17 protein-coding genes are annotated in these 15,597 nt (G+C 68.9%); 8 read left to right on the forward strand and 9 right to left on the reverse strand.

All coding sequences use genetic code 11. The features are described 5' to 3' along the window. Nucleotides 1-41 precede the first annotated feature (41 nt). Entirely contained in the window at nucleotides 42-1,184 is a 1,143-nt protein-coding gene (locus DIZ26_RS11850) for an ROK family glucokinase (RefSeq protein ID WP_112240364.1), read from the forward strand. After that, the gene (locus DIZ26_RS11855; protein WP_112240366.1) at nucleotides 1,181-1,894 is read left to right on the forward strand and encodes an endonuclease/exonuclease/phosphatase family protein; all 714 of its coding nucleotides are present in this window, start codon (nucleotides 1,181-1,183) and stop codon (nucleotides 1,892-1,894) included. Before DIZ26_RS11850 ends, DIZ26_RS11855 begins: the two co-directional genes overlap by 4 nt. Here the strand turns inward: DIZ26_RS11855 and DIZ26_RS11860 are convergent. The 6 genes from DIZ26_RS11860 to DIZ26_RS11885 all read right to left on the reverse strand — a co-directional run bounded on the left by DIZ26_RS11860 (nucleotide 1,881) and on the right by DIZ26_RS11885 (nucleotide 6,788). Beyond that, nucleotides 1,881-2,624, reverse strand: coding sequence for a phytanoyl-CoA dioxygenase family protein (locus tag DIZ26_RS11860; RefSeq protein ID WP_112240368.1), 744 nt, complete (start codon nucleotides 2,622-2,624; stop codon nucleotides 1,881-1,883). The two genes, DIZ26_RS11855 and DIZ26_RS11860, sit on opposite strands and share 14 nt — an antisense overlap. Before the next feature lie 66 nt (nucleotides 2,625-2,690). Next, nucleotides 2,691-3,440, reverse strand: a complete 750-nt coding sequence (locus DIZ26_RS11865) for an enoyl-CoA hydratase-related protein (protein ID WP_332872726.1) — start codon at nucleotides 3,438-3,440, stop codon at nucleotides 2,691-2,693. A gap of 49 nt (nucleotides 3,441-3,489) precedes the next feature. Further along, entirely contained in the window at nucleotides 3,490-3,879 is a 390-nt protein-coding gene (locus tag DIZ26_RS11870) for a VOC family protein (protein ID WP_112240372.1), read from the reverse strand. A gap of 55 nt (nucleotides 3,880-3,934) precedes the next feature. Continuing rightward, nucleotides 3,935-5,164: an ornithine cyclodeaminase, nickel-pincer nucleotide-dependent gene (locus tag DIZ26_RS11875; protein WP_112240374.1), complete on the reverse strand. Its 1,230-nt coding sequence runs from the start codon at nucleotides 5,162-5,164 to the stop codon at nucleotides 3,935-3,937. A 60-nt stretch (nucleotides 5,165-5,224) separates the two neighbouring features. Next, a complete protein-coding gene (locus DIZ26_RS11880) occupies nucleotides 5,225-6,016 on the reverse strand; it encodes a hypothetical protein (protein ID WP_112240376.1) in 792 nt (263 codons plus the stop codon). Continuing rightward, entirely contained in the window at nucleotides 6,009-6,788 is a 780-nt protein-coding gene (locus DIZ26_RS11885; protein WP_232828282.1) for an alpha/beta hydrolase, read from the reverse strand. The genes DIZ26_RS11880 and DIZ26_RS11885 overlap by 8 nt, the downstream gene beginning before the upstream one ends. Before the next feature lie 226 nt (nucleotides 6,789-7,014). Here DIZ26_RS11885 and DIZ26_RS11890 point away from each other — a divergent pair, with 226 nt between their 5' ends. Next, the gene (locus DIZ26_RS11890; RefSeq protein ID WP_112240380.1) at nucleotides 7,015-7,785 is read left to right on the forward strand and encodes a lysophospholipid acyltransferase family protein; all 771 of its coding nucleotides are present in this window, start codon (nucleotides 7,015-7,017) and stop codon (nucleotides 7,783-7,785) included. 8 nt (nucleotides 7,786-7,793) lie between these two features. Further along, entirely contained in the window at nucleotides 7,794-8,186 is a 393-nt protein-coding gene (locus DIZ26_RS11895; protein ID WP_112240382.1) for a DUF2237 family protein, read from the forward strand. Between the two features lie 49 nt (nucleotides 8,187-8,235). Here DIZ26_RS11895 and DIZ26_RS11900 read toward each other — a convergent pair whose 3' ends face one another. Next, nucleotides 8,236-9,306 carry a type IV toxin-antitoxin system AbiEi family antitoxin domain-containing protein gene (locus tag DIZ26_RS11900; RefSeq protein ID WP_157979683.1) on the reverse strand — a complete coding sequence of 357 codons (1,071 nt, stop codon included), beginning with the start codon at nucleotides 9,304-9,306 and terminating at the stop codon, nucleotides 8,236-8,238. Between the two features lie 222 nt (nucleotides 9,307-9,528). Between DIZ26_RS11900 and DIZ26_RS11905 the strand changes: the two genes are divergently transcribed. The 4 genes from DIZ26_RS11905 to DIZ26_RS11920 all read left to right on the forward strand — a co-directional run bounded on the left by DIZ26_RS11905 (nucleotide 9,529) and on the right by DIZ26_RS11920 (nucleotide 13,890). Next, nucleotides 9,529-10,902: a class II 3-deoxy-7-phosphoheptulonate synthase gene (locus DIZ26_RS11905; RefSeq protein ID WP_112240386.1), complete on the forward strand. Its 1,374-nt coding sequence runs from the start codon at nucleotides 9,529-9,531 to the stop codon at nucleotides 10,900-10,902. 48 nt (nucleotides 10,903-10,950) lie between these two features. Further along, nucleotides 10,951-11,991 carry a threonine aldolase family protein gene (locus DIZ26_RS11910; protein ID WP_332872727.1) on the forward strand — a complete coding sequence of 347 codons (1,041 nt, stop codon included), beginning with the start codon at nucleotides 10,951-10,953 and terminating at the stop codon, nucleotides 11,989-11,991. A 252-nt stretch (nucleotides 11,992-12,243) separates the two neighbouring features. After that, nucleotides 12,244-13,221, forward strand: a complete 978-nt coding sequence (locus DIZ26_RS11915) for a ribose-phosphate diphosphokinase (RefSeq protein WP_112240388.1) — start codon at nucleotides 12,244-12,246, stop codon at nucleotides 13,219-13,221. A gap of 144 nt (nucleotides 13,222-13,365) precedes the next feature. Continuing rightward, a complete protein-coding gene (locus tag DIZ26_RS11920) occupies nucleotides 13,366-13,890 on the forward strand; it encodes a hypothetical protein (protein ID WP_112240390.1) in 525 nt (174 codons plus the stop codon). A 25-nt stretch (nucleotides 13,891-13,915) separates the two neighbouring features. Here the strand turns inward: DIZ26_RS11920 and DIZ26_RS11925 are convergent, their stop codons facing one another. Then, nucleotides 13,916-14,980: a hypothetical protein gene (locus tag DIZ26_RS11925; protein WP_112240393.1), complete on the reverse strand. Its 1,065-nt coding sequence runs from the start codon at nucleotides 14,978-14,980 to the stop codon at nucleotides 13,916-13,918. Next, nucleotides 14,970-15,482 carry a SigE family RNA polymerase sigma factor gene (locus DIZ26_RS11930; protein ID WP_112240395.1) on the reverse strand — a complete coding sequence of 171 codons (513 nt, stop codon included), beginning with the start codon at nucleotides 15,480-15,482 and terminating at the stop codon, nucleotides 14,970-14,972. The genes DIZ26_RS11925 and DIZ26_RS11930 overlap by 11 nt, the downstream gene beginning before the upstream one ends. Between the last annotated feature and the right edge of the window lie 115 nt (nucleotides 15,483-15,597).

Here is a 15,597-nt window from a genome sequence, read left to right on the forward strand (position 1 = left end):
GGTTCGCTGGTTGCAGGGGGTTCCACCAGGAGGGTCGTGCGATGGCTCTGACACAGGCGTTGACGATCGGAATCGACATCGGCGGCACCAAGGTGGCCGCCGGCGTGGTCGATCCGGAGGGCAACATCCTGGACCGGCTCCGCCGGGACACCCCGACGAAGGACCCGCGCGAGACCGAGGACGCGATCGCCGAGATCGTGCACGACCTCGAGTCGCGGCACGATGTGATCGCGGTCGGCATCGGCGCGGCCGGGTTCGTCGACGGCACCCGCTCGTCCGTTCTGTTCGCGCCGCACCTCGCCTGGCGGCACGAGCCGCTGCGCGACGCTGTCGAGCGCCGACTCGGGCTGCCCGTCGTCGTGGAGAACGACGCGAACGCGGCCGCCTGGTCGGAGTGGCGATTCGGCGGCGGCCAAGGGGAGAGCCACCTGGTCTGCGTGACCCTCGGGACCGGGATCGGCGGCGCGATCCTCAACGACGGCGCCTTGCAGCGTGGGAAGTTCGGCATCGCGGGCGAGTTCGGCCACATGCAGATCGTGCCGGGCGGTCACCGGTGCGAGTGCGGCAACCGCGGCTGCTGGGAGCAGTACGCCTCGGGCAACGCGCTGACCCGGGAGGCTCGTGAGCTCGCGCTGTCCGGTTCTCCCGTCGCGCACAACCTGCTCCGCGCGGCCGAAGGCGATCCGCGCAAGATCAACGGTCCGATGGTGACCGAGCTGGCCAAGGACGGCGACCCGGTCGCGGTCGAACTGCTCGAGGACGTCGGCCGCTGGCTGGGCATCGGGCTGGCCAACCTCGCCGCGGCCCTCGACCCAGGGACGTTCGTGATCGGTGGCGGCGTCTCCGATGCCGGCGAGCTGTTGCTGGCGCCTGCGCGCGAGGCGTTCAAGCGGACGCTGACCGGTCGCGGGTTCCGGCCCGAGGCGCGGATCGTGCGCGCGGTGCTCGGACCGGAGGCCGGCATGGTCGGCGCCGCGGACCTGGCTCGCGAAGAGGCGACCTGGTTGCGCCGGGTCCGGGTGAAGACGACTGCGGTGACGGCGAAGACGGCCGCGCGCAGTGGACGGTCCGCCCGGCTCGAACGGGCCGCGCGCAAGTCGGTCGGCCGGCGTACGGGTATGCGGACGGCTGAGCCGGAGTTGTCGAAGCAGTCGGCCGAGTTGCAAGGGGAGCCCGAGGCATGACGGAGCGCCCGTCGCTGCGGGTGCTGTCGTACAACGTGCACCGCTGGGGCGATGACCGCGAGGCGCTGGCGCGCGTGGTTCGCGCCTGCGCACCCGACATCGCGTTGATCCAGGAAGCTCCCACCTGGTGGGGGACGCGCCGCAAGCGGGAGGCGATGGCGGCGACGTTCGGGCTCCGGTACGTCGCGGCGTCGGCCCGCAACGCCGTACTGGTTGCCGAGAGCACCGATTTCGCCGACCCTGCGCACTGGCGGGTCTGGCGGCCGTTCGTCCGTCGCCGGTTGCGGTTCATCGCGACCCAGCTTCCCGGCGGTGCCGTCGGCGGGCGGACCAAACTCGGTGAGGTCGAATTGGCGTTGATCGTCTGCCACCTCGGCCTGCACATCCGCGGTCGCTGGCACGAACTCGACCAGGTACTGCGCGGGTGCAAGTCGTTCGGTCTGCCCTACTTGCTCGTCGGCGACCTGAACGAGGAACCAGGCGGCCCCGTGTGGGACCGCCTGGCCGCGGAAGGCCTCACCGACCTCGGCGTCGACGCCGGCCCCACCTTCCACTCCGACAACCCGGTCAAACGCATCGACGGCGCCATGTTGTCGCCAGGCCTGAGCGGTCGAGTCGTCCCACTCGACTCGATCGACGGCGTGACTCGCGCGGACCTGGCCGCAGGCTCCGACCACCTGCCGATGCTGGTCGAACTCACCCTTCCCTGAACTCGCTCAGCGGGTCGACGACCACGTCACGCCAGCGATCGCGATGCCCGCGTGCCTGCAGCCGGTAGTAGATCGTCTCGCGTCGCTCCGGGCCGGTGTTGCCGCCGATGTTGTGCCCCAGCAGGTAATGCGCGAACAACACGCTTCCGGCCGGGCCGACCGCCTGAACCTGCTCGCCCAGCTCGATCTTCGGGTACGGCGCGCCGCTCGTGTCCTTCGAAAGCTCGGCCAGGGCATCGGCACCGTGCTCGGCCAGATACTCCCCGAACCGCCGATGCGTACCCGGCCAGACGTGCAGGTTCCCGTGGTACTCCTCCTGCTGGTCCGTCAGCCAGATCCCGGCGAGCACGGAGAACGTGTACGGCGTACCGTCCGGCGCGAGCGGAGTCACGCCGTCCACATGCGGTGCTCCTGGGCGGTGCGACCAAGGCGGGATCGTCGTCGCGATCTGCGCGAAGTCGGGATCGTCGACGCCGAGCTCCGGCAGCACCAGCTCGGCTGCGAGCGGTGCGACGGTCTCGCGGTAGAGATCGAGCAGCGGATGCCGACCGTCCTCGAACCGCGGCCAGGCGAAATAGTGACCTACGTGACCCGCTGCCGGCGGCTGCTTCTCCAACTCCGCCGCGACCAGCTTCCGGCCCGTCGCCAGTTGGTCCTCGGTGAGAACCCCGGGTACGACCAGATAGCCCTGCTCGCGAAACGTCGCGCGCTGGGCGGCAGAGATCGGCATGCCCACCAGTGCAACAGTCGCCGAGTCGCTCGGCAACCGATTAAAACCCTGTGTGGGTTGGGGAAACTACTTCTTCTTGCGGTTCAGGAAGGCGAGCATCGCTTCCTGGGCAGCGGAGGAGGCGAAGAGGGAGGCGGAGAGTTCGGCGAGGTCGGTGCCGCGGGCATCGATGTCGGCGAGGAGTTCGCGGTTGAGCAGTTTCTTCGTTTCGCGGAGGCCCTGGGGGACGGCCTTGAGCAGGGAGGCCAGGACGGCGTCGAGGTTTTCGTCGAGTTCGTCCGCCGGGAACGCCGACGTGACGAGGCCGAGCTGGGCGGCCTCGACGCCGTCGAAGGTGTTGCCGGTGAGGAAGGTGAGTGCGGCGGCGCGGTCGGTGAGCCGTGGGATGACCGTGAGGGAGATCGTGGCGGCAGCCAGCCCGAGCCGGACCTCGGTCAGCGCGTACGACGAGGTGTCGGTGGCCAGGCTGATGTCGGCCGCGGCGACGATGCCGATACCGCCCGCGCGTACCGGACCCGCGACCCGGGCGACGACCGGTTTCGGGTTGGCCACGATCGCGCGCTGGACGTCGACCATCCGTTGCGCGCCGACGCCCATCCCGACCGAGGTCGCTTCGGAGAGGTCGGCACCCGAGCAGAACACGTCCAGCGCAGAGCGCACCACGATGACCCGGACGGCCTCGTCGGCGCCCGCGGACTCCAGGTGGGCCAGCAGTTCACCCGTCAGTTGCTGTGACAGCGCGTTCTTGTTGTGCGGCGAGTCGAGCGTGATCGTCGCAACGCCTTCGGCCACAGCCAGGTGCACCAGTTCGGTCATGCCCGACATCTTGCCCTGCAGGGCCCGGTCACGCCGTAATCCACACCACCTAGTCGTCGGAATCCAGATACAGGCAGAACGGATGCCCGTCCGGATCGAGCATCACCCGTACGTCGTCCTGCGGCTGGAAGTCCGCTAGCTCGGCGCCGGCCTCGAGCGCGTGCGCGACCGCCTGCTGCAGATCGTCGACCGCGATGTCGAGGTGCATCATCATCTGTGGCTTGCCCTTCTCGGCGGGCCACACCGGTCGCTCGTACAGCTCCTCCCGCTGGAAGGCGAGGTTGTAGCCGGCCTTCTCTTCCGGGGCGAGCGTCACCCAGTCGGGCTCGTCGGCGTACAGCTTCCAGTCGAGGAGTCGCTGGTAGAACCGCCCCAGCTTCTGTGGGTCCGGCGAGTTGAGTGCGACGCCGAACCAGTTCGCTTTCGTTCTCAGTGCCATGGATCCACCATGGACCACGGCACCGACAAGATCACGCCGGCGAGCGGCGTACCGGCTAGTCCTTGCCCGTGTACGACGGGTCGAGCTCGCGCGCCAGGTGCTCGACGAACAGGCCGACGTCGGTGACGATGCCGCGGGCCTGGGACGAGCCGCGGTCGGCGAGCTTGGTCACCGTTGCCGGGTTGATGTCCACGCAGGTGAGCGGGATCGACGCCGGCAGGATGTTGCCGGTGGCAACCGAGTGCAGCATGGTGGCAGCCATCAGGCAGTAGCCGACGCCGTCGAGTTCGGCGCGCATCGCCCGCTGGCCTTCCAGTACGTCGGTGTAGACGTCCGGAAGCGGGCCGTCGTCGCGGACGGAGCCGACCAGGACGAAGCTCTTGCCGTTCTTCACGAGCGCGTGCATCACGCCGGAAGTCAGGATGCCCTGCTTGACAGCATCGGCGATCGAGCCCGCCTTGCGGATCGTGTTGATCGCACGGATGTGGTGCTCGTGGCCGTGCTCGACGCCGCGGCCGCGAGCCAGGTCGACACCCAGCGACGTGCCGTACAGCGAGGACTCGATGTCGTGCGTCGCCAGGGCGTTGCCGGCGAACAGCACGTCGACGAACCCGGCCTCGATGATCGCGACCATGGCCGGCGCGGCGCCGGTGTGCACGATGCCGGGGCCGCCGACCCAGAGCACCTTCTGCCCGTTCTCCTTCGCCTCGCGCATCCCGTCGGCGACCTGCTTGACCAGCACCCGCTGCGGCTTCTCGCTGGACACCTCGGAGTCCATGAACCCGAACGCGTCCTCGATCGTCTCGACCAGCGGCGGCGTCACCCGGACACCCTGCGCACTGGTGATGATCTTCATCCCGATCTTCACGTCGGACATCGGAATGGTGCGCACGGTCTCGCCCTCGACCAGCAGCCCGCAGTCCATCTCCGGCTGCTGGACCGAGACCCAGTGACCGTTGAGCCGGACGCTGGTCGGCAGGTTGGTGGTCGAGTAGAACCCGTCGGGGAAGACGCCGTCCTGGCTGACTTCGGAGATCTCCGGCTCACCCGGGTGGACCAGGTTCGCGCCCTTGGTCTGGATCCGCATCAGCAGCCGCTGCAGCGACTCCTCGTCCTCGGCCTTGACCGTCATCCGGACCGTGGACGGGTCGTCCTTGTCGTAGCCCAGGTCGAACTTGTCCAGCGTGTAGTCACCGCCGTACCCGCGGATGTCGTCGAGGACCCGGGACAGCAGTCCCGTGTCCATCAGGTGGCCGGTGATCTCGACGGTCTCGGTGACCTGCACGGGGCTGCCTCCTCTGCAGAGCGGTCGTCGGATTGTCCGACGATCTGCACTCTAGTGCTGCTAGACCACGGCTCCGTCGTCCGGGGTGTCGTCCGGCGGGAGCCGGTCCTTCATCCGGATCACCAGGGTGAGGAAGCCGGCGATGAACCCGACCACCGCGAGCGTGGTGATCCGGCCGGTCCCGAAGTCGAACAGCGCCGCCAGGATGAGCAACGCCGGTCCGCCCAGCAGCCCGAGCCAGGCGGCCCGGCTGATCCAGTCCAGTCGCGGTCCGCGCGGTGGCTCCGGCGGCACGTAGTGGTCGTGCGGGTCGTCACGCCGGGCCGGTGGTTCCTCCGGCGGTTCGTCGTCGGTGTCAGCCACGTCCAAGCCGGCCGGTACGTCGATCAGCGGCTCGTAGGAGTTCTCGTCGACGTCCTCGCTGACCGGCCAGCGGGGCACCGGCGAGTCCGAGTGCCCAGGCGCGGACGGAGCGTTGAACTGCTCGACCAGCGACTTCCACTCGGCGTCCTCGGCGCTGCGGTCGATCACCCCACGGGCCTGCTCGGCGGAGCCGGCGTCGACGAAGATCTCGTCCAGCCCGGCGCCGATCTTCTCGGCCGGAGTCGACTTCTCCGGCGCGTCCACATCGGCCTTCTTCGGTACGTCGACCTCGGCGAGCCCGGTGACGTCACCGTCGCTGTCGTTCACCGGGGTCGCGGCCGCCTCGCCGGAAGGACCTGGCTCACCCGGCGTCACGGCGTACGCGGCGATGCCTGCCTCGGCCAGTGCGGCCAGGACCGGTTCGCTCACGAGGGGGTCGATGCCGCCCATCGACGTGTACGCCGAGGCGGACAGGCCGTTGTCACGCATCAGCGGCCGGCCTGGCGGCGGTCAGGCGACTGATGAAGGCGGCAGAGTCCGCGAAGATCCGCGGTGCGTCGTTGTCCAGAGTGGCCACGTGATAGCTGTCCTCGAGCAGGGTCTCGGTCACGTCGCGGGACGAGATCGCCGACAGGATCGCCCGTCCGGAACTCGGCTCCACGACATGATCGACAGTACTGCGGAACAACAGCACCGGCTGAGTGACTTTCGCCAGATCGTCGCGGGTCACCCGCCACAGCTGCGACAGCGAGTACAGGGCCTTGAGCGGCATCCGGTCGTACGCACCCTCGTCGACGCCGGGCTTCTTGATGTCGTTCGAGATTCCCGGGAAGGAGGGGAGAAGGCGCTGGAGGGCCGGCAGCAGGACGAGTCGCTTGTCGTCGGTGCGGACCGACGGGTTCACCAGGATCACGCCGGAGATGTCCGCGCCGTGCTGCTCGGCGAGCCGCAGTACGAGACAACCGCCCATCGACAGGCCGGCCACGAAAACCTGGTCGTGCTCCTTGCGAAGCCGCTCGAGTTCGTTGTCCAGCACGGCGTACCAGTCCTGCCAGCGGGTCGTGTTCATCTCCCGCCAGTGCGTGCCGTGACCTGGCAGGCGCGGTACGGCGACGCCGTAGCCCTCGGCGGCGAGATGCTCCGCGAACGGGCGCATCGAGCGGGGTGACCCGGTGAAGCCGTGGCTCAGCAGGATCCCCGTGCCGGCTCCTGCGCCGGAACCGGGGCTGCGGAACTCCTCCGCGTGGGCTTGCACTGGCACGGCTGCTCCTCGACAAGATCCGTAGTACCTGAGACGGCTATGGTCGCAGCCAGGAGGCGGCTCGCCCAGTCCGGCTAGGGTGTCGTTCGGCTCTCGTGACCGATCTCGCACCCAGTCTGCAACGGGCTGACAACACGATCCGCGACATGCCTATTCCTGCCCGTGACGTTGCCCTGGGTGGAGGCTGGAACGTAGGGTATCGGCCGAGCGACGGAGGTGAAGGCGGATGCTGTACCTGTTCCTCAGGCGATTCTTCGTCGGACCGATTGTGAAGCTGCTCTTCCGTCCCAAGGTCAGCGGGCTGGAGAACGTTCCGGCGACCGGGCCGGCGCTGCTGGTCAGCAATCATCTGGCTTTCATGGACTCGGTGTTCCTGCCGGTGGCGGTGCCGCGGCAGATCGTCTTCCCGGCCAAGTCGGAGTACTTCACCGCGCCCGGCCTCAAGGGCAAGCTGGTGGCGACCTTCTTCCGCTCCGTCGGCCAGATTCCGATCGACCGCTCCGGCGGGCGCGCGTCGCTGGCCGCGCTGAACACCGGCCTGGAGATCCTCGCCAAAGGTGAACTGTTCGGCATCTACCCCGAAGGCACCCGGTCGCCCGACGGCCGGCTGTACAAGGGCAAGACCGGGGTCGCCCGGATGGCGATCGTGGCCGGCGTACCGGTGATCCCCGTCGCGATGATCGACACCGAAAAGATGAACCCGCCCGGCACCGTCTGGCCGCAGTGGCTGATCCGGGAGCCGGGTCGTCGGCTGCCGCGCCTGATCCGCCCCGGCGTCGCGATCGGCAAGCCGCTGGACTTCTCCCGGTACGAGGGGATGGAACGGGACCGGTTCGTACTCCGCTCCGTCACCGACGAGATCATGTACGCGCTGATGGAGCTGTCCGGCCAGGAGTACGTCGACATCTACGCCGACAAGGCCAAGGAACTGATCAAGGCGGGCGAGATCGTGGAGAACCACGTCAAGCCCCGGATCGACGACACGAAGGCCTCCTGACCAGCCCGATGGACAGCGAGCTGAACGTGCTCGGTGGGGCACTGGAGGAGTGCGGCACCGATCCGCTCACCGGGTTCTTCCGCGACGGCTGCTGCAGCACGGGGCCGGAGGATCTCGGCAGTCATACGGTCTGCGCGGTGGTGACCAGCGAGTTCCTGGAGCACCAGAAGTCGGTCGGCAACGACCTGACGACGCCCCGACCGGAGCTGAGCTTCCCCGGATTGCAGCCGGGCGACCGGTGGTGCGTGGTCGCCGTCCGCTGGCTCCAGGCTTATCACGCAGGCGCCGCGGCCCCCGTAGTACTGGCCTCAACCCACGCCCGCGCCCTCGAAACGATCCCGCTGTCCGTCCTACGCGCCCACGCCGTCGACGTCCCCGCAGACCCCAGCTCCCTCGGCTAACACGCCCGCTCCACCTCCCCCTCCGCGCTCAGGCTCGGTCTGGGGAGAGCTACTGCTCAGCGCGGGTGGGTAGCGCTCCCCGAATGGTGGTGATTGCGCAGGTGGGGGAGCAGAGGGTGGGGGAGGAGGGCCAACCTCGGAGGTGTAGGACGGTTGCTGTTTGGGCGGCCGCCGTGCAGGGATCGTTGACGAGCTGGTAGCCGAATCTGAGTGTCTGTTTGGACTCCAGCAGTGCGCTGTTGTCCCTGGACATGTCGCGCCAGCGCGACCTTGCGTCCTCGTGTCCGGTTCGGCCGTCGAGTTCGACGATGACGCCGAAATCCTCGTACTCGACATCGCGGTAGACCGGGCTGCCGGCGCGTTCGGCACGGAGCTGGCGCTTTCCGGCCGGCAGACCATGCGCTCGTTCTACCTTGCGGAGATAGACCAGCTCCAGGAACGACTCGACCCCGGCACCGGCGTCCCGCAGTACGCCGAGCAGCAGGTCGCGCCGGGGAAGCCGCCGCAGCTGACCCAGCTCGTCCACGAGGCGCCGCGCGGTGGTACGGCGCTGACGGCAGGCGTCGAGCACCAGCGCGACGGCGTCTTCTGGCTTGGACCGGCCGCTGGCCACAGTCAGCACTGCCACTTCGAGGCGGACGATCGGCGGCTCGCGGCTACCGAGTAGTCGGCGATCCAGGTCGCGGCACCGCGTGAGCAGGATGCCGCCCTGTCTTCGCACTCTTCGGCTGTGCGGTATCTCCAGCCGGATCGGGCTCTCGGCCCATTCGCCTTTCAGTCCGTGCTTGCGCAAAGCGGTCTCACCAGCCAGCGCGGCGTCCGGGCCGTAGGCCAACCAAGCGGCCCAGACCCGGGTTTCCCACGGCACCGGGCCGGTGAAGTCGGCGTAGACCCCGCGATAGATCCGCTGGATCCGTCCACTCCGACACCGTGTGGCAAGCGCTCTGTCAGAGATCCCATGTGCGTTCGCCTGCTGCCGGGTGAACGCGCCCGACTGAGCGCTCCGCACTCGTTCGAACCGCTCCTCCAGCGCTCGCTTCCCACCACCTCCGGCGACCTCGCCCTCTTCCGCTGCGGCGCCCTCGCCACCTCGCGCTTCCAACGTCCCGCCAACGTCCATACCCACAAGATGCATCTCGCCGACCCCATTCCCCCGCCCTCCTCCCTCCCCTGTGGACAACCCTTCTCGCCTCGCCTCCTCTCCTTGCCGGCCTGGGTGTTTGGGGAGCGTGGCTGGCCGATGGGGGTGGGTAGCGCTCCCCGGTCGCGCAGAGGAGGGGGGAGGAGGGGTGGGGGTGAGACGGTTACGCGGTGGTTGTGGGGGCTGGAATATGGTTCGGGTATGCAATTCGCGACGTTGAGTTCTGCGCTGGTGCCTGGGGTTCCGAGTCTGGAGGAGCTGCGGGCGCTCAAGCCGCTGCAGCAGCCGGAGTGGCCGGACGCGGAGGTGCTCGAGGATGTGATCGGGCAGCTCAGGAAGTTGCCGCCGCTGGTGTTCGCCGGTGAGTGCGACGACCTGACCACCAAGATCGGGGCGGTCGCGCGCGGCGAGGCGTTCCTGCTCCAGGGCGGCGACTGCGCCGAGACCTTCGACGGTGTCACCGCGGAGAACATCCGGGCCAAGCTGCGGGTGCTGCTGCAGATGTCCGTCGTGCTGCAGTACGCCGCGAGTGTGCCGGTCGTGAAGGTCGGCCGGATCGCCGGGCAGTACGCGAAACCGCGGAGCAGCGGCGACGAGACCCGCGACGGCGTCACCCTGCCGTCGTACCGGGGTGATGCGGTCAACGGGCTGGAGTTCACCGCGGAGTCGCGAATCCCCGACCCGCAGCGCCTGCGTGGTGTCTACAACGCGGCCGCCGCGACGCTGAACCTGACCCGCGCATTCACCACCGGTGGGTACGCCGACCTGCACCAGGTGCACGCCTGGAACACCGACTTCGTGAAGTCCTCGCCGGTCGGGCGCCGCTACGAGCAGCTCGCGTCGGAGATCGAGCGCGCACTCGCCTTCATGCGGGCCTGCGGCGCGACCGCGGACGAGTTCAAGACGGTCGACTTCTACGCCTCGCACGAAGCGCTCATCCTCGAGTACGAACACGCCCTGACCCGGATCGACTCACGCACCGAGCAGCCGTACGACGTGTCCGGTCACCTGCTCTGGGTGGGGGAGCGGACCCGCCAGCTCGACGGCGCGCACGTGGAGTTCCTCGCCTCGCTGTCGAACCCGCTGGGGGTGAAGATCGGGCCGACCACCACGCCGGAGTACATCCGCGCCCTGATCGACAAGCTGAACCCGAAGGGCATCGAGGGCCGGCTGACCTTCATCACCCGGATGGGCGCGGGGAAGATCCGCGACGGGCTGCCGCCGCTGCTGGAGGCTGTGCGCGATCACGGGTCGCCGATCGCGTGGGTGTGCGACCCGATGCACGGCAACACCTACGAGACCCCGAACGGGTACAAGACCCGCAACTTCGACGACGTGATCAACGAGGTGCAGGGCTTCTTCGACGCCCACGAGCAGGTCGGCACCTGGCCGGGCGGCATGCACATCGAGCTCACCGGCGACGACGTGACCGAGTGCCTCGGTGGTGGCGAGGAGCTCGTCGCCGAAGACCTGGTCAACCGCTACGAGACGGCCTGCGACCCGCGGCTGAACCGGCACCAGTCGCTGGAGTTGGCGTTCCTGGTCGCCGAGCGCCTCCGCGGCGCCAAGGCCTGATCGGACGAGAGCAATGCCCAGGCCTGATCGGAGAAGCGGAGTAGAGGCGTGGGTGAGGGCAGTGGCGTGATCGATCTGCGGTCGGACACGGTGACCCGGCCGTCGGCGGGCATGCTGGCCGCGATGACGAGCGCGCCGCTCGGCGACGACGTGTACGGCGAAGACCCGACCGTCACCGAGCTCGAGGAGACCGTCGCCGGCCTGCTCGGGCACGAGGCCGGACTGTTCACCGTCACCGGTTCGCTGGCGAACATCCTCGGCGTACGGGCCCTCGTCGCGCCCGGCTCGGAGGTGCTCTGTGAGGCGAGCGCGCACATCGCGCGGGCGGAGTTGGGCGCGCACGCGGCGATCAGCGGTATCACCACGCGCACGTGGAGCGCGCCCGGCGGCCAGATCGATCTCGGGCAGATCCGCGCCCTGATCGCGCCCGACCTCGGCCCGTACTTCGTGACCACGTCGGCCGTCTCGGTCGAGAACACGCACAACTTCGGCGGCGGGACGATCCAGACGGCGTACGACGCTCTCGCGGACGAACTCGACGCGCTCAGCATGCCGCTGCACCTCGACGGGGCTCGGCTCTGGAACGCGTCGGCGGCGTCCGGCATACCGATGTCGGCTTTCGGTTCGCGGGCTGCCGCGGCGAGCGTCTGTTTGTCGAAGGGGCTCGGTGCTCCGGTCGGATCGGTGCTGGTCGGGTCGGCCGAGCTGATCCGGGAGGCGCGGGTCTGGCGGAAGCGGCTGGGTGCCGGTTGGCGGCAGGCCGGCGTACTGGCTGGTGCGGGTCTCTATGCGATCCGGAACAACGTCGAGCGGCTGGCCGAGGATCATGCGCACGCGCGCCAGATCGCCGAGATCCTGGCCGACGCGGCGCCCGGCTCGGTCAAACCCGACCAGGTGGACACCAACATCGTCGTAGCCGACCTGGCCGCCACCGGCAAGACGGTCGCTTCAGTCGTCGCGGCCGCCAAGGCCGAAGGCGTTCTCGTCGGCGGCGTAGGCGCCACCCAGCTCCGCCTGGTCACCCACCTGGACGCGTCGGCCGACGACTGCCGCACCGCCGCCGAAACCATCGCCCGCCTCCTGCGTTAACCCCGCCGCCCGCCGCCCGCCGCCCGCTGCCCGCTGCCCGCTGCCCGCTGCCCGCTGCCCGCTGCCCGCTGCCCGCTGCCCGCCGCCTGCGCCCATCGCCACGGTCGGGTCCTGGCGCCTGCTCCCTGCGCTGACGTCGGCGTGCCGCGCCACCGCACGAGCATTGGTTGTCCGCGGGGTGACCGGGTGGGTGGTGTCGTGAGGGTCGCGAGCTACGCTTCGGCTGTCGGGTCACAGCGTTCGGGGAGAGCCGTGCGAGAGATCGTCGTGTTCAGCGGGAGTGCCCATACCGGTCTGGCCGACCGGATCTGCACCGATCTCGGCGTCGAGCTGTCGCCGGTGGAGATTCACCGCTTCAGCAACGACTGCCTGCAGGTCCAGTTGCAGGTGAACTGCCGCCAGCGTGACGTCTACATCGTGCAGCCTCTGGTGCCGCCGACTCAGGAGCACCTGATGGAGCTGCTCCTGATGATCGACGCGGCACGCGGTGCGTCCGCGGCTCAGATCACGGCGGTGATGCCGCACTACGCGTACGCGCGCTCCGACAAGAAGGACGCTTCGCGGATCTCGATCGGCGGCCGGCTCGTGGCGGATCTGCTCGTCGCCGCCGGAGTCGACCGGGTGCTGACAATGGCGCTGCATGCTCCGCAGGTGCACGGGTTCTTCTCGGTACCGGTCGATCACCTGACCGCGATCGGCGTACTGGCTGATCACTTCCGCGCCGCCGACCTGACCAACACGGTCGTGGTCAGCCCCGACCTGGGGAATGCGAAGACCGCGACCCAGTTCGCGCGACTGCTCGGGCTGCCGGTCGCGGCGGGCAGCAAGCAGCGGCTGGCCGACGACCGGGTGGTGATCGACGCGATCGTCGGCGACGTGGCCGGCAAGCGGGCGATCATCCTCGACGACGAGATCGCCACCGGCGGCTCGATCATCGAACTCCTCGACCGGCTGAAGGACCTCGGCTGTACCGAAGCCGCTGTCGCCACCACGCACGGATTGTTCGCGGGCAAGGCGGTCGAGCGGCTGCGGTCGCACCCGTCGATCACCGAAGTGATCAGCACCGACACCGTTCCGCGCCCCGACGGCTTCCCCGAACTCCAGGTCAGCTCCGTCTCCGGCCTCTTCGCCGCCGCCATCCAGCGCATCCACGACGGCGAATCCGTCAGCAGCCTCTTCGACGGCGTAGACCCCACCCACGCCCCACCTCAACCCAAACTGCCCTTCTGACCCCGGCCGTCAGCCGAGCTCGAGGCTGATGTTGCCGAAGATGCCGGTTAGGTCGACCTCCGGAAGCGGGCCGGTGCACATGCGCGCGCGCTCGAAGCACCTCCAGGTGTCGGCGGAAACTGTGCCACCTCTATCGTCAGCGCCATGAATTCCGTCTCGTCCCGTGTCCTGGGTGCCGCGGCCGCCCTTGCCTGCCTGGTGGTCGGGCTGGTCGCCGCGTTCGCGGTGGACGGCCGGCTGGACCGGCAATGGGTGATGCGGGGGATCACGCTGCTGCTGGCGTTCGGTTGCGCCGCTGTGGTGGCGGCCGACCAGGGCCGGCGATCGCGACGGATCATCGGGCTGATCGGCGTACTGATGTTCGGCTTCGTCTTCCCCGTATCCGCGACGACCTGGTCGAAGCCGCCCGAGATCGACTTCGCCCTCAAGGTCGCGGACGACGCGAAGGCCGCGGCGACCAAGGCGGCCCGCAGTACGGTCACGGTCGAAGACGTCCGTACTGCGGCCGTCGCGCGCGGCGGCGCCGTCGGCACCCTCAAGACGGCGAAGTCTCCCGAGATCCGCGGTGCGGACAGCTTCCCGCTCATCCTCCGCGCCAAGCCCGACCAGGGCCGCCCCCGAACGTGCCTGTCCTACACCGGCCTCGACGCAAAGATCCGCCCCTGCTGACGAAGCCAGGGGCGGACCGTTCCGGTTAGGGGATCGCGGTGGTCGCGTCGAACCAGCTGGTGGTGTCCGTCGCGCTCGGAGCAAGCTCGAGCCCGTTGGCGATCTTGATCAGCTCCTCGCGCTCGTTCGGCACCGCGCCGGCCAGCACGATGCGGACCTGGAAGCCGTCCCCCTTGATGGCGAGGACGGAGATTCCGTATTCGCTGCCGAGATAGCCGGCGCGTCCGTTGACGGTGATTCGTTCGGCGTTCTTCGGCAGGTGGGTCGCCGTGGCGCTCTCCCCGGTCAAGTACGTGATCGTCGCCGGTCCCGACCCGGAGACCACCACCGGACCGTCCGGCGTCTGTGCCGCCGACGGCTTGTCCGCCGGTGAGTCCAGGGTGGCGATGAAGTTGTTCGGAGCCTCGCTGGTCGAATCGGGCTGGGGATTCACCGACAGGTCGCTGACGGTGAGGCCGGCCGGCAGGTAGCCGATCCGGTACGGCGCGGGCAGGCGCTGCGGCGAGGTGTTCACCAACCTCGCGATTTCGGCCGCCTTCACCGGGTCGACCTTGTCCTTCACTTTGCAGTAGCTCGTGATCCAGACGCCGGGCGCGGGCTCCCAAGCGATCACCTTTGCCCTGACGGCCGGGCTGAAGGGATCTGCGAGCGTGGCGAGGTAGCCCAGCGTGTCATTGATCTTGACCCGAGGGCTGCCTGGCGGAATGCTGCCGGCGTCGAACGCCCCCTTGTCATAAGCGTTCACCACGCACGTTGCCGGGGTGTCGCCGTCGCCCAAGATGAGGCCCTGGCTGCGGTGGGTGAAGGCTCTCGAGTCGTAGATCATCTTGGCCGGCAACGGGAGAGACAGTCGGTCCCGCCAGGCCTCGTCGACGTGCTGCGGCGTTGCCTGCACGGACGGCTGCTGCTTGTCGTGGCTGACCAGAAGCGGCACCGCGATGGCTACTGCCGCCGTGGCCGCGACAACGCCCAGTGCCAGCGGCGCACGGCGTACCGGCGTGTGCTCTGGGGTCGTCAGGATGTGCGACGGGTCCGGGGCCGAGTCGGCCAGGTAGTCGAAGGCGTTGCGGAGGTCTTCTTCAGTGCGCATGGTTCGCTCCGGTGCGAGGGCTGGGAAGAGTGGGGGAGGGCGCCATTCCGACCCGGAGGGTCGACAGCGCGCGGGATGCATAGGCGCGGACCGTGCTGGCCGAGCAGCCGAGCGTCTCGGCGATCTCCGGATCCGACAGTCCGCCGTAGAACCGCAACACCAGTACTGCGCGTTGCCGCCTCGGCAGCTTGGCCAGTTCGGCGATGAGCTGGTCGCGGTCGGCATACCGGACGGCATGATCGGGTGCGGAAGAGTCCGGGTCGATCTGCGGGCGTGGGATGAACCGCGACCACTTGCTGCGCCAGGACAGGTACTCGTTGACCACGATCTTGCGCAGGTAGGCGTCCGGCCGGTCGGCCTGCTGGATCCGGTCCCAGTTCCGCTGGGCCTTGATCACCGCGTCCTGGACCATGTCCTCGGCGAGATGACCGTCGCCGCACAGAACGGTGGCGAACCGGAGCAGCTTCGGCACGCCCTGCCGGGTCCATTCTTCGAACGTCACGCTGCCTCCTCGTGCGGACCGGCGGGATACCGGTCTGTCCCACTAAAGACCGCGGTCGGGTCCGATTTGCTGTGCGCGGAATTGTTCAGAGTGTGAGAAATCGATTTCCAATCCT

Source organism: Kribbella monticola (genome assembly GCF_003261635.1).
GTDB classification, from domain to species: Bacteria; Actinomycetota; Actinomycetes; order Propionibacteriales; family Kribbellaceae; genus Kribbella; species Kribbella monticola.